27 protein-coding genes are annotated in these 26,917 nt (G+C 64.3%); 16 read left to right on the forward strand and 11 right to left on the reverse strand.

All coding sequences use genetic code 11. From position 1 onward, the window contains the following. The first annotated feature begins 59 nt into the window (after positions 1-59). Both AAC640_RS03460 and AAC640_RS03465 read left to right on the forward strand, forming a co-directional pair. On the forward strand, positions 60-470 hold the full coding sequence (locus AAC640_RS03460) for a MerR family transcriptional regulator (RefSeq protein ID WP_340264674.1): 411 nt from the start codon (positions 60-62) through the stop codon (positions 468-470). Positions 471-512: 42 nt separating this feature from the next. Next, on the forward strand, positions 513-2,315 hold the full coding sequence (locus AAC640_RS03465) for an acyl-CoA dehydrogenase C-terminal domain-containing protein (protein ID WP_340264675.1): 1,803 nt from the start codon (positions 513-515) through the stop codon (positions 2,313-2,315). A 220-nt stretch (positions 2,316-2,535) separates the two neighbouring features. Here AAC640_RS03465 and dnaJ read toward each other — a convergent pair whose 3' ends face one another. After that, positions 2,536-3,672: a molecular chaperone DnaJ gene (dnaJ, locus tag AAC640_RS03470; RefSeq protein ID WP_340264676.1), complete on the reverse strand. Its 1,137-nt coding sequence runs from the start codon at positions 3,670-3,672 to the stop codon at positions 2,536-2,538. A 106-nt stretch (positions 3,673-3,778) separates the two neighbouring features. Then, the gene (dnaK, locus tag AAC640_RS03475) at positions 3,779-5,677 is read right to left on the reverse strand and encodes a molecular chaperone DnaK (protein ID WP_340264677.1); all 1,899 of its coding nucleotides are present in this window, start codon (positions 5,675-5,677) and stop codon (positions 3,779-3,781) included. A 175-nt stretch (positions 5,678-5,852) separates the two neighbouring features. Between dnaK and AAC640_RS03480 the strand changes: the two genes are divergently transcribed. From AAC640_RS03480 to AAC640_RS03490, 3 genes are all read left to right on the forward strand, one after another. After that, a complete protein-coding gene (locus tag AAC640_RS03480; protein WP_340264885.1) occupies positions 5,853-6,320 on the forward strand; it encodes a copper chaperone PCu(A)C in 468 nt (155 codons plus the stop codon). Beyond that, complete coding sequence (locus tag AAC640_RS03485) at positions 6,317-6,781, forward strand: vgr related protein (RefSeq protein WP_340264678.1); 465 nt, start codon at positions 6,317-6,319, stop codon at positions 6,779-6,781. The genes AAC640_RS03480 and AAC640_RS03485 overlap by 4 nt, the downstream gene beginning before the upstream one ends. A gap of 334 nt (positions 6,782-7,115) precedes the next feature. Further along, the gene (locus AAC640_RS03490) at positions 7,116-7,493 is read left to right on the forward strand and encodes a hypothetical protein (RefSeq protein ID WP_340264679.1); all 378 of its coding nucleotides are present in this window, start codon (positions 7,116-7,118) and stop codon (positions 7,491-7,493) included. An 18-nt stretch (positions 7,494-7,511) separates the two neighbouring features. On the opposite strand, the gene AAC640_RS03495 is transcribed toward AAC640_RS03490, so the two are convergent. Next, the gene (locus AAC640_RS03495) at positions 7,512-7,955 is read right to left on the reverse strand and encodes a cupin domain-containing protein (protein WP_340264680.1); all 444 of its coding nucleotides are present in this window, start codon (positions 7,953-7,955) and stop codon (positions 7,512-7,514) included. 51 nt (positions 7,956-8,006) lie between these two features. Between AAC640_RS03495 and dapE the strand changes: the two genes are divergently transcribed. Then, on the forward strand, positions 8,007-9,149 hold the full coding sequence (gene dapE / locus AAC640_RS03500) for a succinyl-diaminopimelate desuccinylase (RefSeq protein ID WP_340264681.1): 1,143 nt from the start codon (positions 8,007-8,009) through the stop codon (positions 9,147-9,149). Between the two features lie 10 nt (positions 9,150-9,159). Here dapE and AAC640_RS03505 read toward each other — a convergent pair whose 3' ends face one another. The 4 genes from AAC640_RS03505 to AAC640_RS03520 all read right to left on the reverse strand — a co-directional run bounded on the left by AAC640_RS03505 (position 9,160) and on the right by AAC640_RS03520 (position 13,389). Continuing rightward, positions 9,160-10,836, reverse strand: coding sequence for a putative bifunctional diguanylate cyclase/phosphodiesterase (locus tag AAC640_RS03505; RefSeq protein WP_340264682.1), 1,677 nt, complete (start codon positions 10,834-10,836; stop codon positions 9,160-9,162). A gap of 101 nt (positions 10,837-10,937) precedes the next feature. Continuing rightward, positions 10,938-11,471, reverse strand: coding sequence for a Smr/MutS family protein (locus tag AAC640_RS03510; protein WP_340264683.1), 534 nt, complete (start codon positions 11,469-11,471; stop codon positions 10,938-10,940). An 11-nt stretch (positions 11,472-11,482) separates the two neighbouring features. Beyond that, on the reverse strand, positions 11,483-12,736 hold the full coding sequence (gene mltA / locus AAC640_RS03515) for a murein transglycosylase A (protein WP_340264684.1): 1,254 nt from the start codon (positions 12,734-12,736) through the stop codon (positions 11,483-11,485). Further along, the gene (locus AAC640_RS03520) at positions 12,733-13,389 is read right to left on the reverse strand and encodes a Tim44/TimA family putative adaptor protein (RefSeq protein WP_340264886.1); all 657 of its coding nucleotides are present in this window, start codon (positions 13,387-13,389) and stop codon (positions 12,733-12,735) included. The genes mltA and AAC640_RS03520 overlap by 4 nt, the downstream gene beginning before the upstream one ends. Before the next feature lie 186 nt (positions 13,390-13,575). Between AAC640_RS03520 and secB the strand changes: the two genes are divergently transcribed. The 4 genes from secB (at position 13,576) to AAC640_RS03540 (ending at position 17,632) form a co-directional block, all read left to right on the forward strand. Continuing rightward, positions 13,576-14,082, forward strand: coding sequence for a protein-export chaperone SecB (secB, locus tag AAC640_RS03525; protein WP_340264685.1), 507 nt, complete (start codon positions 13,576-13,578; stop codon positions 14,080-14,082). A gap of 127 nt (positions 14,083-14,209) precedes the next feature. Next, positions 14,210-15,799: a murein biosynthesis integral membrane protein MurJ gene (murJ, locus tag AAC640_RS03530; protein ID WP_340264686.1), complete on the forward strand. Its 1,590-nt coding sequence runs from the start codon at positions 14,210-14,212 to the stop codon at positions 15,797-15,799. 4 nt (positions 15,800-15,803) lie between these two features. Then, positions 15,804-16,808 (forward strand): tryptophan--tRNA ligase, encoded by a 1,005-nt coding sequence (gene trpS, locus AAC640_RS03535; protein WP_340264687.1) that lies wholly within the window; start codon positions 15,804-15,806, stop codon positions 16,806-16,808. A 179-nt stretch (positions 16,809-16,987) separates the two neighbouring features. Next, the gene (locus AAC640_RS03540) at positions 16,988-17,632 is read left to right on the forward strand and encodes a DUF4136 domain-containing protein (RefSeq protein ID WP_340264688.1); all 645 of its coding nucleotides are present in this window, start codon (positions 16,988-16,990) and stop codon (positions 17,630-17,632) included. Positions 17,633-17,697: 65 nt separating this feature from the next. Here AAC640_RS03540 and AAC640_RS03545 read toward each other — a convergent pair whose 3' ends face one another. The 4 genes from AAC640_RS03545 to mutM all read right to left on the reverse strand — a co-directional run bounded on the left by AAC640_RS03545 (position 17,698) and on the right by mutM (position 21,388). Continuing rightward, positions 17,698-18,303, reverse strand: a complete 606-nt coding sequence (locus AAC640_RS03545) for a peptidylprolyl isomerase (protein WP_340264689.1) — start codon at positions 18,301-18,303, stop codon at positions 17,698-17,700. Between the two features lie 40 nt (positions 18,304-18,343). Next, the gene (gene dnaA / locus AAC640_RS03550; RefSeq protein WP_340264690.1) at positions 18,344-19,759 is read right to left on the reverse strand and encodes a chromosomal replication initiator protein DnaA; all 1,416 of its coding nucleotides are present in this window, start codon (positions 19,757-19,759) and stop codon (positions 18,344-18,346) included. A 435-nt stretch (positions 19,760-20,194) separates the two neighbouring features. After that, positions 20,195-20,458 (reverse strand): 30S ribosomal protein S20, encoded by a 264-nt coding sequence (gene rpsT, locus AAC640_RS03555; RefSeq protein WP_340264691.1) that lies wholly within the window; start codon positions 20,456-20,458, stop codon positions 20,195-20,197. Positions 20,459-20,575: 117 nt separating this feature from the next. Next, positions 20,576-21,388, reverse strand: coding sequence for a bifunctional DNA-formamidopyrimidine glycosylase/DNA-(apurinic or apyrimidinic site) lyase (gene mutM / locus AAC640_RS03560; protein WP_340264692.1), 813 nt, complete (start codon positions 21,386-21,388; stop codon positions 20,576-20,578). A gap of 270 nt (positions 21,389-21,658) precedes the next feature. Between mutM and AAC640_RS03565 the strand changes: the two genes are divergently transcribed. From AAC640_RS03565 to AAC640_RS03590, 6 genes are all read left to right on the forward strand, one after another. After that, positions 21,659-22,390: a class I SAM-dependent methyltransferase gene (locus AAC640_RS03565; RefSeq protein ID WP_340264693.1), complete on the forward strand. Its 732-nt coding sequence runs from the start codon at positions 21,659-21,661 to the stop codon at positions 22,388-22,390. Positions 22,391-22,513: 123 nt separating this feature from the next. Next, positions 22,514-24,052: a 2-polyprenylphenol 6-hydroxylase gene (ubiB, locus tag AAC640_RS03570; protein WP_340264694.1), complete on the forward strand. Its 1,539-nt coding sequence runs from the start codon at positions 22,514-22,516 to the stop codon at positions 24,050-24,052. A gap of 32 nt (positions 24,053-24,084) precedes the next feature. Continuing rightward, positions 24,085-25,329 (forward strand): bifunctional phosphopantothenoylcysteine decarboxylase/phosphopantothenate--cysteine ligase CoaBC, encoded by a 1,245-nt coding sequence (gene coaBC / locus AAC640_RS03575; protein WP_340264695.1) that lies wholly within the window; start codon positions 24,085-24,087, stop codon positions 25,327-25,329. Beyond that, a complete protein-coding gene (dut, locus tag AAC640_RS03580) occupies positions 25,304-25,768 on the forward strand; it encodes a dUTP diphosphatase (protein ID WP_340264696.1) in 465 nt (154 codons plus the stop codon). Before coaBC ends, dut begins: the two co-directional genes overlap by 26 nt. After that, positions 25,765-26,526, forward strand: a complete 762-nt coding sequence (locus AAC640_RS03585) for a HesA/MoeB/ThiF family protein (RefSeq protein ID WP_340264697.1) — start codon at positions 25,765-25,767, stop codon at positions 26,524-26,526. The genes dut and AAC640_RS03585 overlap by 4 nt, the downstream gene beginning before the upstream one ends. Beyond that, positions 26,514-26,879 (forward strand): DsrE family protein, encoded by a 366-nt coding sequence (locus AAC640_RS03590; RefSeq protein ID WP_340264887.1) that lies wholly within the window; start codon positions 26,514-26,516, stop codon positions 26,877-26,879. Before AAC640_RS03585 ends, AAC640_RS03590 begins: the two co-directional genes overlap by 13 nt. Positions 26,880-26,917: the final 38 nt, after the last annotated feature.

Genomic DNA, 26,917 nt, shown 5'->3' on the forward strand with positions numbered 1-26,917 from the left:
CAGATTGCCCCATCCAAATCAAACTTGACGTTAACGTAAACTATTCCTACTTTGCGGCAATGGATCAACGCACCAGCATCGCGGGCATTGAACTGCCCGACCACAAAGACCGCCAGAGCTACACCATCACCGACCTGTCGGAAGAATTCGGCGTCACCGCACGCGCCCTTCGCTTCTATGAGGATGAAGGGCTGATCGCGCCGGAACGCCACGGCCTGGCCCGCATCTACTCCCGCCGCGACCGCGCCCGCCTGGCCTGGATCCTGCGCGGCAAGCGGGTCGGTTTCAGCCTCGCCGACATCCGCGAGATGATCGACCTGTATGACGCGGACGAGGAACATGAGGAGCAGCGGCGCGTCACCGTTGCCAAGTGCAGGGCGCGGATCGACCTGCTCACGCGGCAGAAGGCGGATATCGATGCCGCCATCGCTGAACTGTCCGATTTCGTGCGGGTGATCGCTCAATCCTGAGCGCCGTTTCGAGTCAGAACATAAGCATTTCCGGAGAAGATCATGCCAACCTACGCCGCACCGCTCCGCGAAACCCGTTTCGTGCTCGACCATGTCGTCGGGCTTGACCGCTTCGCCAACCTGCCCGGTTGCCAGAACGCCACGCCTGACCTGGTCGACGCGATTCTGGCGGAAGGCGGAAAGATGGCGGCAGAGGTGCTTTTTCCGCTGAACGCCGTGGGTGACAAGGAAGGCTGCACGCGCCATCCCGACGGCAGTGTCACCACGCCGCCCGGCTTCAAGCAGGCGTTCGACACCTATGTGGAGGGCGGCTGGACGACATTGCACGGGCCGGTCGAATATGGTGGCCAGGGCCTGCCCAACGTCATCGCCTCGGCGGTTGGCGAATATGTGCTGTCCGCCAACCACAGCTTCGAAATGTATCACGGCCTGACCAGCGGCGCCGTGGCCGCCCTGATCGCCAGGGGCAGCGAGGAGCAGAAACGGAAATATATCCCCAACATGGTCTCGGGCAAATGGACCGGCACGATGAACCTGACGGAGCCGCAGGCCGGCACCGACCTCGGCCTCATCAAGACCAAGGCGGTCCCCAACGCCGACGGCAGCTATGCCGTCACCGGCACCAAGATCTTCATCTCCTCGGGCGAGCAGGACCTTACCGAAAACATCATCCATCTCGTCCTTGCCAGGACGCCCGGCGCACCGGAAGGGAGCAAGGGCATCTCGCTGTTCGTCGTGCCCAAGCTGCTGGTGAATGACGATGGCTCGCTGGGCGCGCGCAACGCCGTGTCCTGCGGATCGCTCGAACACAAGATGGGCATTCACGGCAACGCGACCTGCGTCATGAATTATGACGGCGCCACAGGCTGGATCGTGGGGGAAGAAAATAAGGGCCTTGCCGCCATGTTCATCATGATGAACGCAGCGCGCATGTGGGTCGGCATGCAGGGGCTCGGCCAGGCGGAGGTCGCCTTTCAGAACGCGGTGCATTACGCCCGCGAGCGTCGCCAGGGCCGCGCCTTGAGCGGCCCCAGAGACGCGTCGGAAAAGGCCGATACGCTGTTCGTTCATCCAGACGTGCGTCGCATGCTGATGGAAGCCAAGGCGCTGACGGAGGGGTTGCGCGCGCTCATGCTCTGGGGCGCGTTGCAGGTCGACCTTGCTCACCACGCCGCGACCGAGGAAGAGCGGCAGGCAGCGGACGACCTCGTCCAGCTGCTCACGCCCGTCATCAAGGGGTATGGCACCGACAAGGGCTTCGATGTCGCCGTCATGTCCCAGCAGGTATTCGGCGGCCACGGCTACATCTGGGAAAATGGCGTCGAACAATATGTCCGCGACGCCCGCATCGCCCAGATCTACGAAGGCACCAACGGCGTACAGGCGATGGACCTGGTCGGCCGCAAGCTCGCCATGAATGGCGGCCGCGCGCTCCAGTTCTTCCTAAAGCTGGTCGCCGATGAGGTGGCCGAGGCGAAAGGCAACACGAGGCTCTCTTCCTTCGCCGAAGCACTCGAAAAGGCGAGCGGCCAGCTTGGCGCGGCCACCATGTGGCTGATGCAGAACGCCATGCAGAATCCTGACAATGCCGGCGCGGGCGCCGTACATTACATGCACATTCTCGGCATTGTCGCGACCGGCCTCATGTGGCTGCGCATGGCGAAAGCTGCCGCTGCCCTGCTCGAAGCCGGCGAAGGCGACGCCCGCTATCTGGAGGCCAAGCTCGTCACCGCCCGCTTCTTCGCCGAACGCATAATGCCCGACGCCGGCGCGCTCCGCCGCAAGATGGAGGGCGGCGCGGAAAGCCTGATGGCGATCGACCCGGACATGTTCCTGGTGGCTTGAGGCAACACCGTTCCGGCATGTGTCATGGGACGGCCAGCCCGGCCTCCATGGTTCTCCGGGCATCAAAACCGCCTGTCCATCGGGAATCTGTCTTCACGGGATAACCGCTTCGGCTGTGGCAGCGGCAAGGGCGGCGCGGATGGCCGTCCGATGAGAAACGGAAAAGGCCGGGGCGGCCTATCCCGCACCCGGCCCCCAAACCATGAAACCGACCGACAGTTCAGTCGCCCCACAATTCCTTGAGCTTGGAGAAGAAACCCGTCGATTGCGGACATTCCTCGCCGGTTTCCGTCTCGCGAAAGGCTTCCAGCAGTTCCTTTTGCCGTGCGGTCAGCCGGGTCGGGGTCTCGACATCGACCTGTACGACAAGGTCGCCCTGCCCGCGCCCGTTCAGCACGGGCATGCCCGCGCCCCGCTGGCGGATCTGCTTGCCCGACTGGATGCCGCTCGGGATGCTTATCTGGTGCCGCTGCCCGTCGAGGCCGGGCACCTCGATGCAGCCGCCCAGCGCCGCCGTCGTGAAGCTCACCGGTGCGCGGCAGAACAGCGTCGTGCCATCCCGCTCGAAGATCGGATGCCGCTTCACATGCAGGAAGATATAAAGGTCGCCTGCCGGCGCGCCGCGCGCGCCAGCCTCGCCTTCGCCGGTCAGGCGGATGCGGGTGCCTTCGTCGACGCCGGCCGGAATATTGACCGACAGCGTCTTGGGCTTGTCGACCCGGCCTTCGCCCCGGCAGGTGCGGCAAGGGCTTTCGATCACCTGGCCCGCGCCGTGGCAGCCCGGGCAGGTGCGCTCGACCACAAAGAAGCCCTGCTGCGCCCGCACCTGGCCGTGGCCACCGCAGGTTCCGCAGGTCTTGACCCCGGTCCCCGGCTGCGCGCCCGATCCGTCGCAGCTGTCGCAGGCGGCAGAAACCTCGATCTCTATCTCGGTCTGCTTGCCGTGATAGGCGTCGTCGAGCGTGATCTCCATGTCGTAGCGCAGGTCTGCACCGCGCCGCTGCGCCTGACGGCCGCCGCCGCCAAAGCCCGACTGACCGAAGATCGTCTCGAAAATATCGCCCAGGTCCGAAAAGCCGCCCGCGCCGCGTCCGCCGTTGAAGCCGCCACCGCCGCCATTCTGGGCGTTGGTATAGGCGGCATGGCCATAACGGTCATAGGCCGCGCGCTTCTGCGGATCCTTCAGGCACTCATAGGCTTCGGAAACGGCCTTGAACTTGGCCTCGCCGTCGCTGCATCCCCCGGTCTTGTCCGGATGATATTTCATCGCCAGCTTGCGATAGGCGCTCTTGATGGTCGAGGCGTCCGCCGTGCGCTCCACCTCGAGCAAGGAATAATAGTCCAGTTCGGTACTCATCTCGCCCCCGGCGCGCGCACGTCCCCCGACTTCGCTCCGGCTGAACGGCTGCAGCAGCTACCATAACCGTTCGGTTCGGGCGAAGTCGAGAAGCGTTTCATCGGCCTCAAGCCTTGTTGTCGTCCACTTCCGAAAATTCGGCATCGACGACATCGTCATCCGCCTTCGGACCATCCGATCCCGGAGCCGCGGCCGAAGCCTGCTCCTTCTCATAGATCGCCTGGCCAAGCTTCATCGCAACCTGCGCCAGGTCCTGCGCCTTGGCCTTCATCGCTTCGGGGTCGCCGCCCTCGACGGCCGACCTGGCAGCCGCGATCGCGGCCTCGATTTCGGACTTGAGTCCGGCATCGACCTTGTCGCCATGTTCTTCCAGCTGCTTCTCGGTCGTGTGGATCAGGCTTTCGGCGTTGTTCTTGGCCTCGGCCGACTCGCGCTTCTTCTTGTCCTCTTCGGCGAAGCGTTCGGCATCCTTCACCATCTGTTCGATGTCGGCATCGCTGAGGCCGCCCGAAGCCTGGATGCGGATCTGCTGTTCCTTGCCGGTGCCCTTGTCCTTGGCATGGACGTTGACGATGCCGTTGGCATCGATATCGAACGTGACCTCGATCTGCGGCACGCCGCGCGGCGCGGGGGGAATGCCCACCAGGTCGAACTGGCCGAGCAGCTTGTTGTCCGCCGCCATTTCGCGCTCGCCCTGGAACACGCGGATCGTCACCGCCTGCTGATTGTCGTCAGCGGTCGAATAGACCTGGCTCTTCTTGGCCGGGATCGTCGTGTTCCGGTCGATCATGCGCGTGAACACGCCGCCCAGCGTCTCGATGCCCAGCGACAGCGGGGTCACGTCGAGCAGCAGCACGTCCTTGACGTCACCCTGCAGCACGCCCGCCTGGATCGCCGCGCCCATGGCGACGACTTCGTCCGGATTGACGCCGGTGTGGGGCTCCTTGCCGAAAAAGTCCTTCACCGCCTCACGCACCTTGGGCATGCGGGTCATGCCGCCGACCAGCACCACTTCGCTGATGTCGCTCGCCGAAACGCCCGCGTCCGCCAGCGCCTTCTTGCATGGCTCCATGGTCCGCTTGATAAGGTCGGCGACCAGGCGCTCCAGGTCGGCGCGCGTGATCGACTTCACCAGATGCTTGGGACCATTCTGGTCAGCGGTGATGAAGGGCAGGTTGACTTCCGTGGTCTGCGCCGAAGACAGCTCGATCTTCGCCTTTTCGGCGGCTTCCTTCAGCCGCTGCAGCGCGAGCTTGTCCTTGGTGAGGTCGATGCCCTCTTCCTTCTTGAAGCCCTCAGCCAGATATTCGACCAGCTTGGCGTCGAAATCCTCGCCGCCCAGGAAAGTATCGCCGTTGGTCGACTTCACTTCGAACACACCGTCGCCGATCTCCAGAATGGAAATGTCGAAGGTGCCGCCGCCAAGGTCATAGACCGCGATCGTCTTGCCGTCCTGCTTCTCAAGGCCATAGGCCAAGGCAGCCGCCGTCGGTTCGTTGATGATGCGCAGGACTTCCAGCCCCGCGATCTGCCCGGCGTCCTTGGTCGCCTGGCGCTGCGCGTCATTGAAGTAGGCGGGAACGGTGATGACCGCCTGCGTGACGGTCTCGCCCAGATAGCTCTCGGCGGTTTCCTTCATCTTCTGCAAGGTGAAGGCGGAAATCTGCGAAGGACTGTAATCCTTGCCGCCGGCCTGCACCCAGGCATCGCCATTGCTGCCCTTGACGATGTGATAGGGAACCAGTTCCATATCCTTCTTCGTCGTGGGATCTTCGAAACGGCGGCCGATCAGGCGCTTCACCGCGAAAATCGTGTTGTCGGGATTGGTAACGGCCTGGCGCTTGGCGGGCTGGCCGATCAGGCGCTCACCATCCTTGGTGAAGGCGACGATGGAAGGCGTCGTGCGCGCGCCTTCCGCATTTTCGATCACCTTGGGCTTGCCGCCGTCCATCACGGCCACGCAGCTGTTGGTGGTGCCAAGGTCGATGCCGATTACTTTTGCCATTGTGTCCTCTTTGAACCCCAAATTCATTCAGCGGTTGACGGCCCATTACCTCACGAAAGCGCCAAGGCAAGGCCGGTTTGCCGTTGCGATATAGGCGCGATCTTTCTTGGCACAAGAAGCGGCGGCCATTACGGTGCCGACCGACCAGAAACGAGACACTCACGAAAGCGGAATGATGCGCGCACCCTTGCTCCTTCTTGCCTTGGCCACCCCCTTCGCGCTGACCGCCTGCGGCGATCCGGCGCCCACCTATATTGACCAGGCCTGGGTGCGTCTGAGTCCCAACAAGGACACACCCTCGGCCGGTTATTTCGTCGCGCATGGCGGCGACGCGGCGACGCAGTTGCGCGGCGTGCTCACCGACTATGCGGTCAAGGTCGAAATGCATGAAAGCATGGACCATGGCGGCATGATGATGATGCGCAAGCTCGATTCGGTCGACATACCAGCCAAGACCAAGGTCGCCTTCGCGCCAGGCGGCAAGCACCTCATGATCTGGGGCGTCAACGACACGGCGATCAGCCGCGGCAAGATGACGTTCACCTTCCTCCTCGCCAATGGGGATCGGCTGCTGGTTGACGCCGTGATCCAGAAAGCCGGCGGCGGCGCGCCCGCATCCGTCCCGGCACCCAAGGACCATTGAGCGGCCGCGCCCTCACCCCGGCCGAAGTCCGCCTCGCCGGATCGATCTTCGGGCAGGCGATCACTTATGACCGCGTGCGCGTTCATAACCGTAAATGGTGGCCGCTCCAGCCCCGCCGCGTCACCATGGCGCCCGACGGCCACCTCTGGTTCCATCCGCGAGGCGGGCTGTTCTGCGCCGATTTCTGCGCCGCGCCGCTGCACCTCCAGGGTCATTTCATCCACGAAATGACCCATGTCTGGCAGGCGCAGAAAAGCGGCAAATGGTATCTGCCGCTGATGCGCCACCCCTTCTGCCGCTACGATTATGACATCGTACCCGGCCGCCCCTTCACCGGTTACGGCCTCGAACAGCAGGCGGAAATCGTTCGCCACGCCTTCCTCATGCGGAACGGGGCACGGGTTGACGGTAAGCCGCCGCTCGACGTGTACGAGGCGCTCCTGCCGTTCGCGGCGGCCTAGGGTGGAAAGCGGATCGACGGCGGCGTCACGCGGAACCGAGGCTGATCGCATTCGCGGAAATGCGTGACTGCTACGCGACAATCATGTGTCTGGCGGCACCGACATTGCTCGCTCATGATATCGATCAGGTTCAACTGTACCCGCCGGGCCACGGCTGGCGTGAAAAACCATCCTATTTTCCGTCGAGGCTCACTTTTTCCCTGTCCTACATCCCCTGTCCTGCCTATCCCGCCCCCCGGTCTTTGAAATGTCGAACCGCTTCCCACGACGCCTACGCGCGCCCCCGCACGCGCGCGCATACGGTGTGAACTTCCACGGAAAACTGGCGCAAATCATGCTCCGGCGCTATCTATCTCGCATGCGCATGCCGCTCGCCCTGCTCCCGCTCGCCGCCTTCCTCTCCAGCCCGGCGGCCGCCGTCGAACCCGGCCGCGCCGGCCACTATTACCTGCACGGCGTGATGGAGACGGGCTCGGAACTGTTGCTCCACGCCGATGGACGCTTCCAATGGTATCTCGTCTATGGCGCGCTTGACCTTTTCGCCGAAGGGCATTGGCAGGAACAGGAGGATGCGGTCCTGCTCACTGCCGAAAAAACGAGCGACGTGCCGCAGCCGGGCTTCCGAACGCTGCGCCTGACGATCAAAGGAAAGCAACTCATTCCGCCCGACGGTCATGGCGCCTATGTCCGTCCCTCCGACGAACCGGACTGAATCCCTGGTCGGCCCTGCTCAAAAGGCGCTCCCGTCCTTGCGCCGATAGGCGCCGCCCGACCAGCTGAGATCGATGTCAGGATAATGTGCGTCGCCGAGCGGCACGCGGCCGAAGACCAGGAACGCGCAATCATCATCGCTCTCGTTAAGCAAATGATGGGCGTCCGGGTGGCCCTTGGCAAAGGCGGCCATGTCACCGGGCTTCATGATGACGCGTCCGCCATCCTCCACCAGCACCGCAGTGCCGCTCAGGATCACGACGAACTCGTCCTCATCTTCATGCCAGTGCCGCCGCGAGGATGCCGCACCGGGTTTCAGGACCACATGGCTGACGCCGAAGTCGGTCAAGCCCGCGTCCCGCCCCACGCGCCGCACCCAGCGCCCGTGCACCGCCACGGCAAAGGGCGCGGGATATCCGGTGCGGTTGCTCTGCTCGATGGCCGCAAGGTCAATCTTGGGCATGATCCTTTCCTCCGGCTGGCAAAGGCGGCCGGCTTTCGCTAACGCAGCGGCATGACCATGACCAGCACCAATGCCGACGCAGTGGATATAGCACGGAAGCTGATCGCCTGTCCTTCCGTAACCCCGGCGCATGGCGAGGTCTTCGCGGTTCTGGAAAGCATGCTGCTTCCGCTCGGCTTCAACGTCGACCGTTTCGTGGTCGGCGAGGAGCCCGACGGACCTGTTGAAAATCTGCTTGCCTGGCGTACTACCGGCGCTGGCCGGCACTTCGCCTTCGCCGGCCATCTTGACGTCGTTCCGCCGGGCAATGGCTGGAGCTGCGACCCCTTCGTTCCCGAAATCCGCGGCGACCTGCTCTACGGTCGCGGCGCGGTGGACATGAAGGGTTCCATCGCCGCCTTCGTCGCCGCGCTCGCGAACCTGCCCGCGGATCTGCCGGGAACGATCAGCCTCATCATCACCGGCGACGAGGAAGGACCCGCCACTTACGGCACATTGGCGCTGATGGACCGGATGGCGGCCCATGGCCTGCGTCCCGAACTCTGCCTGGTGGGGGAGCCTACCTCGTCGCGGCGGCTGGGGGATGTCATCAAGATCGGCCGGCGTGGATCGGTCAACATGTGGATCCGGGTGGAAGGCACACAGGGCCATGTCGCCTATCCCCACCTCGCCGACAATCCCGTCCCCCGCCTCGTCCGCATCCTCGCCGCAATCGACCGCGAGGTGCTGGACGAAGGCACCGACTGGTTTCAGCCCAGCAATATCGAGATCACTGACCTGGAAGTGGGCAACACCGCGACCAACGTGATCCCGGCAGCGGCGCAAGCGCGCATTTCCATTCGCTTCAACGACCAGCATCAAGGCGCAGCGCTGGTCGACCGGATCACGGCCATGGCAGCGGTCGAAGGCGGCACCGTCACAGCCAAGATCAGCGGCGAGCCGTTCCTGACCGAACCGGGGCCCGTTTCCGCGCTGGTCGCGAATGCCATTCGCGATGTCGTCGGCATCGAAGCGGAACTGTCGACCACCGGCGGGACCTCGGATGCACGCTTCCTCTCGCGCCTATGCCCGGTCGTGGAATTCGGCCTCAATAACGCGACCATGCACAAACTGGACGAGGCTGTTGCCCTGCAGGATCTTGGCGACCTGACGAGCATCTATGCACTGGTCATTCGGCGAGCGCTGCGTGACTAGACGTGCGCCGCTAGATTGAGCGCCGCTCGGCGACCGGGATTGCGGCGAAGCGGATGAGATAATCCTCCTCTCCGGTCGGCCGGGCAAGATGATAGCCCTGGAACAGCGTGCAGCCGATGACGCGCAGCATCTCCATCTGCGCCTGCGTTTCGACGCCTTCGACCACGACTTCCATGCCCAGGCCCTGAATCAGGCCGACGACGGCGCTGCAAATCGTGCGCGCCTCGGCCGAAATGGCAATGTCGCGCACGAGGCTGCGGTCGATCTTCACGCGATCGACCGGGAGTTCCTTGAGCCGCGACAGATTGGAATAGCCGGTGCCGAAATCGTCGATCGCGATCCGCATGCCGTCCTGTCGTAGCGCCCTGACCTGGTCCAGCACACGCGCATCCATCTCCATGGCGAGCGATTCGCTGATCTCCAGTTCAAGCATGGACGGAGGCGTCCGATGGGTCGACATGGCATGACGCAAGCGCAGGAAAAAATCGGCCTGCGACAGTTCGCGCGAGGAGATGTTGACCGCGATGCGCTGCCCGACCTCCGCTCGCGCCCATCGTGCCGCTGTTTCGCAAACCTTACCCATTACCCAGTCGCCCAGCGCGACAATCGCGCCGCTTTCCTCGGCCACGGGCACGAAAAAGCCGGGCATGACAAGTTCCCGCTCGGGATGCGCCCAGCGGATCAGCGCTTCCGCCGCGACGGCGCGGCCGCTACCGGCCTCGATCTGCGGCTGGAACTCCAGCAGGAACTCGTCGCGCTGCAGCGCCAGCAGGAGATCGCGCTCCAGCTCAGCACGGTCCGCTGCTTCCAGCGCTAGTTCAGCCGTGAACATTTCGGCCCGGCCGCGCCCTTGGCGTTTGGCGTGATACATGGCGATATCGGCCGAGCGCAGCAGCGCCGAAAGCGTGTCGCCATGGTCGGGATAGCAGGCGATGCCGATCGACGCGCCCAGTTCGACATGCTGACTGCCAAGGTCGAACCGCTCATCGAGCGCGAACTGGACCGCACGGGCGATACGGTGGGCGGCGTCCCGGCCTGGCAGTTGGGGGAAGAACATGGTGAATTCATCGCCTGCCAGGCGGCCGGTCACGGCGTCGCCGCAGCCCGCGCTGACCTGCGCCATCACGACTTCGCGCAGCCGGCCGGCGACGCGCGCCAGCAATTGATCGCCCGCCGCGTGGCCCAGGGTGTCGTTCACGCCCTTGAACCCGTCGAGATCGATGAAGAACAGCGCGGCGGCGCCCTCTTCGCTTCGTTCCAGGAGCAATCGCTCGACCTGCCGGCAGAAACTGGTGCGATTGGCAAGGCCGGTCACCTGATCGAACAGTGCCAGCGTCTGCACATGGTCGAGATTGGTACGGACCTGACTGAACAAGCTCTCCATGGCGATCGACAGGTCGGGCAGTTCCGCGCGGATGTCCGGTGGCACAGCCGACTGGAGATCGCCATGCGCGGCCGCGACCAGCCTCTCAGTGGCGGTGTCGATGGCAATCGCGGTGGTCGCGATCGTACGGCGGGCCGACGCCCAGCTCATGGTGCCGCACAATATCGCTATGATCAGCGACCGGCCGATGCCGACCACATCGTCGGCTTGGCCCTGGCCCAGGACCAGCGATAGAATGAACACCAGCGCCCCCGCGGCGCAGGCGAAGGCGGTGGCGCGGCTTGTCAATGTCACGCCCTGCATGATACTCCCGCCTTGGGCGCGGCTCGACGATGAGCCGCCAGACCCGACGGGTTATGAAGGGCGCTGGTTAAGAAACCGTCAGTACGAACGCCCGCGACCGTCTATTTCTTGCGGCGCAATATTACGTAGATGGCGCCTTCTCCACCATGACGCGGATGGGCAAGCCTGACGCTGGCGATGCGATCGGCATAGGGGGTCGTTTCCAGCCAGTGGCCGATCTCACCACGAATGGCACCCCGTGAGGACTGCCGCGCGGGACTATCGGTTTTCGGCGGCTTTCCCGTCACCACCAGCAGCACGCGGACACCCCGCGCCGTCGCCGCCGCCAGCGCGTGATTTAACCGGACATGCGCGGCGGACAGGCTGTGGCCGTGGAGGTCTATGCTCATCTCGGGCGTCAAACTGCCGCTACGGATTCGCCGTTCCCAGCTGGAATCCAGCACCGGATTGGGGACCCGCGAGGCGCGCGCCGGCCCCAGCGCAGTCGGCGCCGGCATTAACCCTGATGCGCTGCTGCTTCCAACCGGCAGCGTCGGGAATTCGGGCAGGCGCGCACCCGATTGCAGGGGCCGGACCGAGCGAGCGAGGGCGTTCCAGAGCGCCTGCTCCTCGGACGAAAGATGCCGCCGCGCCACCGCAGAATGCCCTATTGCTGCCCCAGCCGCGCGGCCGATCCGATGGGCAGCAGGATCAACGCACTGCCGCGAGCCGCCATTCCGCCCGCAATCCCGCGTGCCCGCGCGCCCGCACCCCAGAAACTGTCGAACCGGTTGGCTCCCTTGATCGCTCCACCGGTATCCTGCGCGATCCACAGCCCATTGGGCTCGGCACGATCCAGCGACAGCAACACCGGCGCGCCTAGCGGCACATATTTCGGGTCAGCCGCTACCGTTGCTTCAGGGGTTACAGGCGCCCCCATGGCGCCCACCGGGCCCGGCCCGTTCAGTTCGCGAAAGAAAACGAAGCTCTTGTTTTCGTTCATGATTTCTGCGCCCTCCGCCGGATGGGCGCGCAGGTACGCGATAATATCCTGCATCGACCCCCCTTGGATCAGGCCGCGATCCTTCATCAGCTTGCCGATACCGACATAATCGCGGCCATTCTGGCCGTCATAGCCGATCCGCATCACACTGCCGTCAGGCAGGGTCAACCGTCCGCTGCCCTGCACTTGCAGGAAGAAGAATTCGATCGGGTCCGCCGCCCAGGCTAGTTCTAACCCTTGCCCCACCAGCGCTCCCGAGAGGATCTGGGCACGATCTTCAAATGGCACGAAGCTTCTGCCCTGGACCTTGCCCCTGATGACCTTGCCCTTGAGAGTGTCGCCGAAGAGGCCCAGATCGACGTCGATCAACTGCGGCGGACGCCGATAGATGGGCACCTCATATCCAGGTTGACGGGTACGCGAACCCGCGATCTCGGGCTCATAATAACCGGTGACGAAGGCCGCGCCGTCACCGATCTGCATGGCTTCGAAATAGCGGCTGAAAAATTCGCTGGCGCTTGCCTCGGGCCAGCTGGAGGCCGCCGCGCACGCGCTGTTCCAATCCGAGCCGCGGGTCAGGCCGCTCTGGTCGACGCGCTTCATAAGTGCGGAACAGGACGCACGAAAAGCCAGGAGCGCCTTGCCAGATCGTTCTCCGGCAGGAATGAGGCTCGCAATGTCAGGGACAGGTGTGAGGCCTACGCCGACCGCTGTTCCCACATCCACAGGTCTAGCAGTCGGCGGCGTTACCAGCAGAGGCGGACGCGGCGTGGACGGTACGGGTCGAGCAGCAGCTTCGCTGGCCTGAATAGGGCGGGTTGGCGTTGGCCTATTCGTTCCGGGCGGGATTACGCCACCAGCGCATGCCGACAGCAGAAGCGCCGCCAGCAGCGCACCCGCCGACTGGCGCAGACTCACGCAGCCTCGTCGGTTTCACTGAGCTTCCAGTTGGGATCAGCGCTGCGAAGGTCGCGCGTGAATGTCCAGATGTCATTTGTGCCCACAGCGTCCGTCAGCGAACCGGCGACAACATTGCCATCCTTGTCCCGTGTCACCGCGGCGATGTCCGCTTCTAATCGCAGCGATACCTCGGCAACGCGGCCGTTAACGCTGGCATCGATGATCTGCGCCTTCTCAATGCGCACCAGCCGATTGTCGAGAACGTGCCCGGCAGCCTCGCGCGCAGCGATCGCCTCTTCGAAGGACGACAGCACGTCCGCGTCGCACAGCCATTCCAGCTCCTGCCGATCGCCCCGCCAGAAAGCCTCCAGCACCATCTTGTACGCAGCCTTCGCACCTTCCACGAACTGCGGGACATCGAAATTGCGGTCCGCCGCTATCAGCGCGCGTATGCCGGCCTCTCCCCCAGAGGCGATCAAGCCGTCCGCCAACCTCACCGAATCGCCCGGCGTCTCAGTCATGGGACGCGGCTGAAGCACAGTCACCTTGGCGCGCTCCTCCGCCGGACGAAGCGCGGGTTCCTGCTCATGCCCTGTCCGCTTGCCAAGAACAGAATAGAGCCGCAACGCCAAAAAACCGGCGATGAGCGCGAGGATCACGATTACATACACGGGGCCGGGCACCCTTTGGTCTAGATCTGCAAAACTGTAACGCAGCCAACATAGGCATGTTTCCCCGCATATTCAAATGGCCGCTTTTGCCTGCCGCCATTGCCCTGCCCTGCCGCCCCTGCTAAGCGCACGGGCCATCGCAGAGGGCAAGAGGCCAGCCGCGAACAGGATAATCAGGAAGAGAAGATGGCCGACGAAGCCGATACCATCCAGCACACCAGCAGCACGGGCAACGGGGCCGACAACGGCCCGCAGATCGCGCTCATCAGCCAATATGTGAAGGATCTGTCGTTCGAGAATCCGAACGCACCCACCGTCTATCAGTGGCAGGACCAGCCGCAGATCGACGTGCAGTTCAACATCGGCGCCGACAAGGTGGGCGACGAAGTCGTCGAGATTTCGCTGAAGATCGAAGTGAAGGCGACCGCCCCGCAGGGCACGGCATTCGCTGTCGAACTGGTCTATGCCGCGATTTTCGGCATGCGCAACGTGCCTGAGGATCAGATGCAGCCCTTCATGCTGGCTGAAGCGCCCCGGCTCCTCTTCCCCTTTGCTCGGCGCGTGCTCGCCGACGCGATCCGCGACGGCGGCTTCCCCCCGCTGCTGCTCGACCCAATCGACTTCGGCGCGCTATATATGCAGCAGGCCCAGGCTCTGGCGCAAACCGCAGGTGAGCCGGCGGGCACCGCCTGACACCGCCGATGCCGCGATATCCCTTCGCCCCGGCTTTGCCCGAGGGCATGGTCGATCTTGTGGTTGCCAATTCGCGCCAATCGATGTCAGCGCTTGCGCCGGCCGGGTCCAATCGGAGCGCCCGACTGTGAAGCTTGCAAAAGCCCTGGGCTCGGTGGGCGGGTTGACGCTCGCCAGCCGAGTGCTCGCACTGGTCCGCGATTCGCTTGCGGCACGCTATGTTGGCGCGGGCTTCGCGTCCGACGCGTTCAACGGCGTTGCGTTCCGCCTGCCCAACATGTTTCGCGCGCTATTCGCGGAGGGCGCCTTTTCGGCCGCCTTCATCCCGATGTTCAATCGCAAGGCCGCCGGACCGGGTGGCATAGTGGAAGGCTATCATTTTGCAGAGCGAGCCTTGGCCGTTCTGTTGCCGGTGCTCATCGTCTTCACGATCGTGCTGATCGCCGCGGCCTGGCCGATAACCTGGCTGCTTTCAGGCGGCTTTTCGCGCCAGCATCCGACACCCGAACAATTTGCTTTCGCGGTTACGCTGTCCCGCATCACGCTGCCCTATCTGGCGCTGATCAGCCTTGCCTCGCTATTGGGGGGCATCCTCAATTCGCTCGACAAGTTCTGGGTGAATGCAGCGGCTCCCATCCTGCTCAACGTCGCTATGATCGCCGGGCTTTGGCTCTTCCATGGCGCCGACGAATATGAAACCGCGCGCGTGCAGGCTATATCCGTCACGGTCGGAGGCGCGTTGCAGCTGCTCTGGCTCATCTGGGCCTGTCGCCGGGCGGGCGTGTCGATGGCGCTCAAGCGGCCGCGCTTCGATGCCGACGTTCGGGAATTGCTGCGGCTGATCGTGCCGGCCGCAGCGGGTGCGGGCGCGTCACAGATCAACCTGCTGGTCTCGACCGCCTTGTCGGGGTGGTTGCTCGCGTCGGGGTCGATCACCTATATCTATTATGCGGACCGGCTGAACCAGTTGCCGCTTGGACTGATCGGCATCGGGCTCGGCACCATCCTGCTGCCCACCATCTCGCGCCTGCTCTCGACCGGCCAGGACAGCCAGGCCATGGAGACGCAGAACCGCGGCATAGAACTGGCGTTGTTCCTGACGCTGCCTGCCACCGTCGCCTTCATCACCGTGGCCGAACCAATCGTGCGCGGCCTGTTCCAATATGGCCGCTTCACGGTGGAAGATGCGCGCCGCTGCGGCTGGGCGCTGTCCGCCTTTTCCATCGGGCTCCCGTCCTATGTCCTCGTGAAGGTCCTGACCCCGGGCTATTATGCGCGGGGGGATACGCGCACGCCCGTTCGCTATGCGATGCTGTCGATCCTGATAAACATCATCGGTAATATCATCCTCATCCCGATCGCCAAACATGTCGGTCCCCCGCTCGCGACCGCGCTCTCCTCCACCATCAATGTGGCGATGCTATATTCCACGCTGATCAGGCGTGGCCATTTTGCTCCGGATGCACAACTGCGGCGTCGCCTGCCCCGGCTTGCCGTCGCAGCCGTAGTGATGGGTATCGCCCTCTACGCGGGCGAGGGCCTGCTCGACCCCTGGCTCAGCGGAGCTATGGTGCAGCGCTACATCGCGCTTGCCGTGCTTGTGGGCGCCGGCGTTGCGCTCTACGGAGTGGCCTGCTTCCTCACCGGCGCCTATCGGGTTTCCGACATCAAGGCTCTGCTGCGGCGCAAGAACGCAACCACCAGCGAGAACGGATAGAAGAATGCGCGTCCTTTCCGGCATCCAGCCGACCGGCAATCTGCACCTGGGAAATTATCTGGGCGCAATCCGCAACTGGGTGCGGATGCAGGATGAGATGGACGAGGCGAGCCAATGTTTTTTCTTCCTCGCCGACATGCATTCGATCACCGTGCATGAGGGGCGGGACCAGCGCATCCGCAATGTCCGTGACATGGCCGCCGCTCTGGTAGCCGCCGGGATCGACCCGGATCGGTCCATTCTGTTCAACCAGGCGCGGGTCCCGGCCCATGCCGAACTCTGCTGGCTGCTGAACGGCACCGCGCGGATCGGCTGGCTCAACCGCATGACCCAGTTCAAGGACAAGGTGGGCAAGGACCGCGAGGGCGCGTCGATCGGCCTATTCGTGTATCCCGTGCTGCAGGCCGCGGACATATTGGTCTACAACGCCACCCACGTGCCGGTTGGCGAAGATCAGAAACAGCATCTGGAGTTGGCGCGGGACATAGCCACGAAGTTCAACACCGATTTCGGCGTTGAGCTGTTCACGCTGCCCGATCCGATCATCCCGCGAGAGTCAGCGCGGATCATGTCGCTGCGGGACGGGACGGCAAAGATGTCCAAGTCGGACCCGTCGGACATGAGCCGCATCAATCTCACCGATGATGACGACGCGATCATGCAGAAGGTGAAGAAGGCAAAGACCGATCCCGAACCTCTACCCGAGACAGCCGAGGGACTGGCAGGCCGCCCGGAAGCGAATAATCTGGTCGGCATCTATGCGACGCTGTCCGGCCAGACCCCGGACGCGGTTTGCGCCAGCTTCGCCGGCAAGGGTTTCGGCGCGTTCAAGCCTGCGCTGGGCGAATTGCTGGTGGAAACGCTCCGGCCGATCCGCACTCGTTTCATGGAGTTGCGCACTGACGACGACGCGCTCGACGCGATATTGGAAAAGGGCGCGGCCAGAGCCGCAGCCGCGGCGGAACCGACGCTGCGTGCCGCTTATGACGCCATGGGGCTGATGCGGTGAACCCATCACAGCAGGGGGGGGTGACGGAAAAGCCGCGCTCATGCCGTCCTGAGGATGACAGGACATGGTTTGCGCCGGCACGCCCGTTTCGAGCGTTCAAACGATGTTCAGTTGCGCTTTGCTATCACAAGGCGCTAGATCGTTGAAAGGCTTCCCGCCCGATACAGGACGCAGAAAAAATGATCCGTTTCAGCAAGATCGGTCTGTTCGCCGCACCCGCTTTGGGACTGTTCGCCCTTTCCGGCTGCGCAACCTCCTTCAAGGCAGATGTCGCACGATTCCAACAGCTGCCGGCCCCGGCCGGGCAGAGCTTCACCATTGTCGCCGATGATTCCCGCCTGGCAGGCGGCCTGGAATTTGCCCAATATGCCGGGCTCGTCGGGCAGCGGCTGACCCAGACTGGCTATGTGCCCGCCAGCGATCCGGCACGGGCCGACCTCATCGTGCGGGTCGCCTATCAGGTCGACAATGGGCGGGAAAAGGTGCGCTCGACCGGCTTCGTGTCGCCCGATCCCTTCTATGGTAGCTGGGGCTGGCGCGGCCGTTGGGGCCGGCCATGGGGTTACGGCTTCTATGATCCATGGCTTTTCGGCCCCGGCTATTCCGACGTAGCCAGCTACACAGTCTATACGAGCGGCCTGAGCATGAAGATCGATCGGGCAGCGGACAACCGGCGGCTGTTTGAGGGCAGGGCCTCCGCTCAGTCCCTTTCGAACAAGCTCACTTATCTGGTGCCGAACCTTATCGATGCGATGTTCACCGGCTTTCCCGGCCAAAACGGCGAAGATGTAAAGATCACGCTGCCTCCGGAAAAGAAGGGCTGAGCAGCTTTCCGAAAAGCCCGATGGTCCAATGATCATCGGGCTTTTCTTGCCGCTATGCCGAATGGTCAGGGAATGCGGCGCGCCGTCAGTATCTTGACCGGCTGCTCCAACATCTGACCCTTCATAACGCCCTCTCCGGCGCCAGGTGATTTCGGCGCGGCGAGGATCAGCTTCACGACATCCATACCCTCAATGACATGGGCAAACACGGCGAAGCCCTGATTGTCGCCTGCCGCTTCCGGATGAGCGTCCATACCGGGCATCCTACCCAAGACGATGAAGAAGTCGCCAGTCGCGCTGCCCGGCGCATAGCGCGCCATCGACAGGGCACCATCATCATGGGTGAGTCCGGTCTGCGTCGTCGGCTCATGAACGATGGGCGGAAGCACCCGCTTCGGATCATTCTGCGTGCCGCCCTGTACGAAGCCATAGTCGGGCGATCCCACGCCTCGATAGAAGCTGGTGCCATCAAGTCGGTTCTGGTCAACATAGCGCAGGAAATTGGCTGCCGTGACCGGCGCCTTGTCCCCATGCACGGCAACAACGATCCGCCCTGCCCCAGTTTCCAGCGCGACGCGCACATCGGACGTCGGAGTGCCGGGCGGGGTCTGTGCGGCGAGCGGCCATGAGACCAGAATGGCGAGGAACAGCAAGGTGAGCCGTCGGATCATGGAACGCATGCTAGCTTGACCTGTCCCATGCTGTCGGCGGTCAGTTTTCCAGCTGCCGCAACAAGGCCCGAACGTCGGCATCGATATCCGCGTTGGTCTGCCGCAGTTCCTCGATCGTGCGCACTGCATGGATAACGGTGCTGTGATCCCGGCCGCCGAAGATCCGGCCAATCTCCGGGAGCGAACGCGGGGTCATCTTCTTGGCCAGATACATGGCCACCTGTCGCGGCCGTGCCACGGCGCGCGCCCGGCGCTTCGAGCGCATCTCGGCAGCATCGATCTTGTAATGGGCGGCGCAGACCTTCTGGATCTCGTCCACGGTAATCCGCCGGGCATTTGCGCGCACCGCGTCGGCCAGCATGCCCTGGGCGAATTCCAGATCAATGGACCGGCCGGTCAGCTGACCGTAGGCAATAAGCTTGTTGAACGCGCCTTCCAATTCGCGAACGTTGGACCGGATCGATCGGGCGAGGAAGTCGACCACCGCGTCAGGCACCGGCGGATCACCGGCAATCGCCCGCTTCGCTTCCAGTATGGCCAGGCGCAGGTCGAGTCCGGCCGGACGAATGTCGGCGACCAGGCCGCCGGCAAGACGCGACAGGATGCGGGCATCAATCGAATCGAGCTGCTGCGGCGCGCGATCGGCGGTCACCACGATGCGCGCGCCTGAATCGATCAGGTCGTTGATCGTGTGCAGGAATTCCTCCTGAGTCGACCCCTTGCCGGCGATGAACTGGATGTCATCGATCAGCAGCAACCGCGCCGCGCGCAACCGCGCCTTGAACGTCATCGTCTCATTGGCCCGCATTGCGTTGACGAATTCCATCATGAAACGTTCGGCCGACATGTAGAGAACCGGCGCGGCGGGCGAATGGGTGATGAAGGCCTGGGCGATCGCATGGAGGAGGTGCGTCTTGCCCTGTCCCGTGCCACCATGGATAAATAGCGGGCTGAAGCGCGGCTGGGCTTCGCTCGCCACGGCCTGCGCCGCAGAAAAGGCCAGATGGTTGGTCTCGCCCGACACGAAATTGTCGAAGCTGTGGCGCGGCTGGAAATTGCAGGAGCTTCCCGCCTCTGCCGGCGCAGAGTCCTGCACGGTCCAAGGCTGTTCGGCTGGCGCTATTTCGAGCAGGCGGGGGCCGATGGCATTGGGCGCTCGGCACAACCGCACTTCCCGCACGCCCGCGCCGGCAGAACGCCAGGCCAAGCGCAGGCGATCGCCGAAGTGGCCGGACACAAAATTCGCCGTGAAATCGGACGCGAACAACAAGTCGAGCGTCTGGGATTCGGAACAATAGTCGCCCAGCCGAGCGGCCTTGAGCCACTGGTCGAACATACGCGCGCCGATGTCGCGGCGAAGGCCTGCGCGAATGGTGTCCCAGACGGTTTCCAGGCGCGCATGATCATGCGAGGCCTGAACGCTCGAACTACCCACCACTGCAGAAATACCCTTCATAAACAGCCGACCCCCATCAACTGTGCCCCCGCAGGGCAGGGGCCATAAAACGCAAGGAGCCGTTATGGGAAAGCCCCGCTTCCCAACTGCCCTACGCCAACCAACTATCTGACGGTCACCCAGATCGATTCGAGTGGTGACCAGAGACATGAAAATAGACAGGCAATCTTCGCCGGATCAAGGTCAGGACGGTTCAAAAATGTGAAATAAAGCCGTTGACTCAACAAACCCGCAGAAAAGGTCGATTGCCGAAATATCCTTTATTTTTCAGATAATTACAGAAAGATCGATTCCGCCTCATAAGCCCCGAATCGGCAGAAAAACGTGTCTTTTCGCGTTCACGGTGGTTACGCGACCGTGACAAAAATATGAAAAAGGCCCGCCCCGGATCGGGACGAGCCTTTCGAAAACGGTCTGACGATGAAAGTGGGCGATTCAGCCCAGAGCGCTGACGCGCTTCGTCAAGCGGCCGAATTTGCGGGCAGCCGTATTCTTGTGCAGCACGCCGCGCGCAACGCCACGGGCCAGTTCCGGCTGGACGCTCTGTAGCGCCGTTGCAGCAGCGGCCTTGTCACCGGCGGCCAGCGCGGACTCGACCTTCTTCACCAGGGTGCGGATCCGGCTGATGCGGGCGCCATTGATTTCGGCGCGACGTGCGTTGCGACGGATGCGCTTCTTGGCTTGCGGCGTATTGGCCATTTACAGTCCTCGGTCTCGTCAAATCTCGTGGAAGGAGCCAGCCGGAATCGCCCGCCAGCCCCGTGAAGGTGCGCCCCTTACAGTGGATGGAGCCGACCGTCAACCAGCAGCGCCTCGCTACTTCTGGCATTTCGGGCAGTAAAAGGTCGATCGGCCCCCATCCACACGGCGGCGGATCACCCCGCCGCAGGCGCAGGATTCGCCTTCTCGTCCATAGACACGCCACTGTTTGGAGAAATAGCCGAGTTCGCCATCGGGCCTCGCATAATCGCGCAGGGTCGATCCGCCCGCCGCGATCGCTGCCGTCAGCACGGCGCGAATCGCATCGACCAGCAGCGAGAGACGGATGCGGCCAATCCGTCCCGCCTGCCGCGTGGGAGCAATGCCGGCCATGTTGAGCGCTTCGCAGACATAGATATTACCAAGCCCCGCGACCACCCGCTGGTCGAGCAACGCCGCCTTGATCGACGTCGCCTTGCCGCCCAGCGCCTCGCCAAGATAGGCTGCGGAGAAATCGGGGCCGAGCGGCTCTGGCCCCATGCGGGTGAAAGGGCCGTAGGAAGCCCAGCCGTCGCTGCGGACGAGGTCGAGCGAGCCGAAACGCCGAGGATCGTTGAGCGAGAGCAGCCGCCCCTCCCCCGTTTCGATAAGCAGATGGTCATGGCGGCCGATTTCGGCTGGATCGATCCGCCAGCGCCCCGACATGCCAAGATGAAAGATCAGCATGTCGCCGCGATCGGTTTCGATCAGGCCATATTTGGCGCGTCGCCCCAGCCCTGTCACGGTCGCGCCGGTCAGGCGCTGGCGCAGGTCGGGGGGGATGGGGAAGCGGAGATCGGCCCGGCGCGGTTCCACCCGGACGAGCGACGATCCTTCCAGCACGCGGCGCAATCCTGCGACCGTGGTTTCGACTTCGGGCAGTTCGGGCATTCACATCCATCCGTCAGGCCGCCGTTCAGATCGGCGAAGTTCACACCGTCAATCGGCGAAAATCGATAAGCCGCGTCGCCTCCTCGCCATAGCGCGGGCGGTTCAGCGTAGGACAGCGAAATATGGGGTCGGCGGCGGGGCATTACGAGGCCGTCCGCCACCGCTCGGGGTCCCAGAGCACGACGCGACCCCCATCGACCGGGGCCACAGGAGATTTCCCTTATCTCGGGTGTTTCCTCCGCCCATGCAAATGCTCTAGGAGGCTCGGCCATGAACGACACCGCTTCTTTCGGCTATCGCGACGTCAATGCCTCTGAAAAGCAAGGCATGGTGCGCGCCGTCTTTTCCAATGTCGCCTCGAAATACGACCTGATGAACGATGCCATGTCGGCGGGCGCGCATCGGCTGTGGAAGGACCAGTTCGTCAGCCGCGTGAAGCCGCGCGGGGACGAGGCGATCCTGGACATGGCGGGGGGCACCGGCGACATCGCCTTCCGCCTGGCCAGGCGTGGCGCACGGGTCACGGTATCGGACATCAACCCGGAAATGCTGGCTGTCGGCATCGAGCGGGCGAAAAAGAAAGGGCTGGAGGGCCTCATCTGGTCAGAGCAGAATGCGGAAGAACTGACCTTTGGCGACCGCAGCTTTGACGCCTATACGATCGCCTTCGGCATCCGCAACGTCACCCATATCGACAAGGCGCTGTCCGAGGCGCACCGGGTTTTGAAGTTCGGCGGCCGTTTTTTCTGTCTGGAATTTTCCACCAACACATGGCCGGGGTTTTCCGACGTCTATGACGCCTATTCGCACCGGCTGGTGCCGAAGCTCGGCAAGCTTCTGGCCGATGACGAGGACAGCTATCGTTACCTGATCGAATCGATCCGGCGCTTCCCGCCCATGCCCGAATTCGAGCGGATGATCCGCGAGGCAGGCTTCGTGCAGACCAAGGTCGAGCCGATCCTGGGCGGGTTGGTGGCGATCCATTCGGGATGGAAGATATGAGAGGGTTTTTTCCGTTCGTTTCGAGCGAAGGTCCGCGCCTGCCGACAGCCGAAGTCGGGAAGGCGTTCCCGGCTGCCGGGTCTCGACCGGGCCTGATGCTGCTCGAACCGAACGGCTTGTAATATGCCATCCCATGCAACGCATATCTGGCGGCTCCTGAAATGGGGTCGCACGCTGGCACGTCACGGCGCGCTGCGGGGGATCGAGCGCGATCCGCTGACTCCCGCGCCGGTTCGGCGGCTGGTGCGCGTGGCCCGCTTCGGCGCCCGCGTGCCCCGCCAGCCCCGCTATGCCGATGCTTTTCAGGCGATCGGCCCGGCGGCGATCAAGCTGGGCCAGACGCTGGCGACCCGACCCGACCTGGTCGGCGAGCAGGCGGCTGACGATTTGCTGCGCCTGCAGGACGCGCTGCCGCCCGTCCCTTTCGCCACCGTCCGGACGCAGATAGAGCAGAGTTTCGGCCGGCCCCTCGACGCGCTCTACAGCCACTTCGACGAGACGCCGGTGGGCGCGGCCTCAATCGCGCAAGTGCATCGCGCAACGACGATCGACGGGCGGGACGTCGCGGTGAAGGTGATCCGGCCGGGCGTCACCGACCAGTTCAATCGCGATATCCAGACGTATGAATGGGCCGCCGCCCATGTCGAGATGCTGGGCGGCGAGGTCGCGCGGCTGCGTCCGCGCCTGGTCATCGCCAACATGAAGCGCTGGACCGCGCGGGAACTGGATCTGCGGCGCGAAGCGGCGTCGGCTTCCGAACTGGCCGAAGCGATGCAGGCGATGCCCGGCTATCGCGTGCCGCAGATCGATTGGGATCGCACGACCGGCAAGGTCATGACGATGGAATGGATCGACGGCATCAAGATCTCCGATCGCGATGCGCTGATCGCCGCGGGCCATGACGTGAAGGAAATAGCCGCCCGACTCGTCAACGCCTTCCTGCGACAGGCGATCGCCGAGGGATTCTTCCACGCCGACATGCATCAGGGAAACCTGTTCGTGCGCGACGACGGCGATATCGTCGCGATCGATTTCGGCATCATGGGCCGGATCGATCGGCGCGCGCGCATGTGGCTGGCCGAGATTCTCTACGGGCTCATCACCGGCAACTACAAGCGCGTCGCTGAAATCCATTTCGAGGCCCAATATGTGCCCGGCCACCATAATGTCGACGAGTTCGCGACCGCCCTGCGCGCGGTGGGCGAGCCGATGCGGGGCAAGCCGGTGCGCGAACTATCCGTCGGCGGCATGCTGGACGGCCTCTTCGCAATCACGCGCGATTTCGACATGCAGACCCAGCCCCACCTGCTGCTGCTGCAGAAGACGATGGTGATGGTGGAGGGCGTGGCCACCTCGCTCGACCCGGACATCAACCTGTGGGAGACGAGCGGACCTTATGTGAAGGAGTGGCTGCGTTCGGAACTCGGGCCGGAAGCAAAGGCCGCCGACACGCTGATCGAGAACTGGCGCACGCTCCAGCGGCTGCCGGGACTGGTGCGGCGGATCGAGGAGGCCTTCCCCGAAAAGGGCGGCGCGCCGCCGCCGCCGCCGCTGACCGAGGTGAGGCTCATCAGCGTCGGCAGCGGATGGCGCTATGCGATGGTGGCGCTGGTCGCGGGTCTGGCAGGGGCTGGCGCGATGGCGGCATTTTTCCTATCTTAACGGGATGAGGCGGAATTGGACCCAATAGCCTGATGACCCAGCGCATCCTCCTCATCGTCTCCGGCGGCATCGCAGCCTACAAATCGCTGGAGCTGGTTCGACTGCTCAGGAAGCGCGGCATCGCCGTGCGCGCGGTGCTGACCGACAGCGCGAGCCGGTTCGTGACGCCGCTGTCGCTGGGCGTGCTGACGGAAGACCATGTCTATGGCGACATGTTCGACCTCAAGGAAGAACGGGAGATTGGCCATATCCAGCTGTCCCGCCAGGCCGATCTGCTGGTGGTGGCGCCCGCGACGGCCAATATCCTGGCGAAGATGGCGAACGGTATCGCCGACGATCTGGCTACGACGCTGCTGCTGGCGACCGACAAGCCAGTGCTGGCGGTGCCGGCAATGAATGTCCGCATGTGGCACCATCCCGCGACGCAGCGCAATGTCGCGCGGCTTCACGCCGACGGCATTCATGTGATGGAGCCGGACAGCGGCGAAATGGCCTGCGGCGAATATGGCAAGGGCCGCCTGCCCGACCCGGAGGTCATCGCCGTGGAGATAGAGCGGATGCTCGCCCGCCCCAACGCGCGCGACCCGCTCGCGGGCCAGCCGGACTTCGAGACAGCGGACCTGCCGCTGGCGGGGCAGCATGTCCTCATCACCGCCGGGCCGACCCATGAGCCGATCGACCCGGTGCGCTACATCGCCAATCGATCCTCGGGCAAGCAGGGCTTTGCCATCGCCGCCGCAGCCGCGCGGGCGGGCGCGCGGGTCACACTGGTGACGGGGCCCGTTCATCTGCCGACCCCCGCCGGCGTCGAGCGTGTCGATGTCGAAACGGCGCGCGAGATGCTGGCGGCGGTCGAGGCCGCGCTGCCCGCCGATGCCGCCATCATGGTGGCCGCGGTGGCAGACTGGCGGACGGCGGACGCGGCCGGTCATAAGCTCAAGAAGGATGGTTCGGGCAAGCCCGCGCCGCTCGCGCTGGTCGAAAATCCCGACATCCTCGCCAGCCTGGGCAAAGATGCCCGCCGCCCTACCCTGCTGGTCGGCTTCGCAGCCGAGACGGAGAGGGTCGCCGAGCATGCCCAGGCCAAGCTCGCGCGCAAGGGCGCGGACTGGATCGTCGCCAATGACGTGTCGGGCGACGTGATGGGCGGCGACGATAACAGCGTGCATATCATCACCGCGCAAGGCGTCGAAAGCTGGGAGCACCTGCCCAAGGACGCCGTCGCCAACCGCCTGATTGAAAAGGTCGCTCATGCCCTCACCCCTCGCACCGATTGAGATTCGCCTGAAGCGCCTGCCCCATGGCGAGGGGCTGCCGATCCCGGCCTATGCGACGGAGCATGCGGCGGGGTTGGATGTGGTGTCGGCGGAGGATGTGATCCTGGTGCCAGGCGGACGCCATGCGGTGGCGACGGGCTTTGCCATGGCGATCCCCGAAGGCTACGAGGTGCAGGTGCGGCCGCGATCGGGCCTGGCGCTGAAACACGGCATCAGCCTGCCCAACACGCCGGGCACGATCGACGCGGATTTTCGCGGGGAACTGAAGATCATCCTCATCAATCTGGGGGACGAGCCTTTCGTCGTCGCGCGGGGCGACCGCATCGCCCAGCTGGTGGCGGCGCCGGTACAGGTCGCGACATTTGCCGAGGTGGGGGAGCTGGACGACACCGCCCGGGGTTCGGGAGGTTTCGGCTCGACGGGAGTGCGTTCGACATGACAGACGAGCAGCTTGAACGCTATGCCCGCCATATCGTGCTGAAGGAAATCGGCGGCGCAGGGCAGGCGCGGCTGCTGTCGGCCAATGTCGCGGTAATCGGGGCGGGCGGGATCGGCAGTCCGGCCATTCTCTACCTCGCGGCGGCCGGCGTCGGCACGATCCGCGTGATCGACGATGACGCGGTGGCGCTGTCCAACCTCCAGCGGCAGGTGCTGTTCGGCACGGCAGAGATCGGCACGGCCAAGGCGGAAGCCGCGATGGCGGCGGTGGGGCGGCTCAATCCCGACGTGAAGCTGATCCCGATCAACGCGCGGATCGATGCCGACAACGCCACATTGATGCTGCGCGACGCCGACGTCGTGCTGGATGGCTGCGACAGTTTTGCGACGCGGCTGGCGGTCGCCGATTGCGCGCAGCGGATGCGCATTCCGCTGGTTTCGGCGGCCGTGGGACCGTTCGAGGGGCAGCTTGCCACCTACCGCGGTTGGGAGGACGGGCTGCCCTGCTATCGCTGCCTGGTGGGGGATCCCCAGGACGCGCCAGAGCGCAACTGCGCCGAGACAGGTGTCATCGGTGCGCTGACGGGCATGGTCGGCAGTCTGGCCGCGCTGGAGGTGATCCGCGCGCTGGTGCCGTTTGGCGTCGACATGGCGGGCAAGCTGCTGCTAGCCGACCTGCTCTCCATGCGCTTTCGCACCGTCAGCGTCGCGAAGGACCCCGCTTGCCGGACCTGCGCCGTGGAACTGTGCGCGAACTGAGGATCATCGTCGCGACGGCGGACGCGGAGCGGCTGCGTGGCGCGCTGGTGCTGGCTGCCGGCCAGGCGGCGCTGGGCGGTCGGGCGAGCCTCTTCCTGCAGCTGGACGCCGTGACGTTGCTGCGCACGCCGATCAGCACGCCGCGGGACGAGGCGCATGCCGCGGCCGGGCTGCCGACGCTGGCCGCGCTGATCGAAGACGCTGTGGCCCTGGGCGTTTCCCTGCTCGCGTGCCAGAGCGGGCTGGCGCTGGCCGGCATCACCGCCGACGCGCTGCCCGCCGGCGTGGAGGCAAGCGGGCCCTTATCCTTCCTCCAGGCGACGAGCGACGAGGCGCGGCTGATCTTCGCCTGACGCGCGCTTCTATTGACAGTGCGGGCGGCCCATTTAAG

Origin of the sequence: Sphingobium mellinum (assembly GCF_037860795.1) — a bacterium.
Taxonomy (GTDB): domain Bacteria; phylum Pseudomonadota; class Alphaproteobacteria; order Sphingomonadales; family Sphingomonadaceae; genus Sphingobium; species Sphingobium mellinum.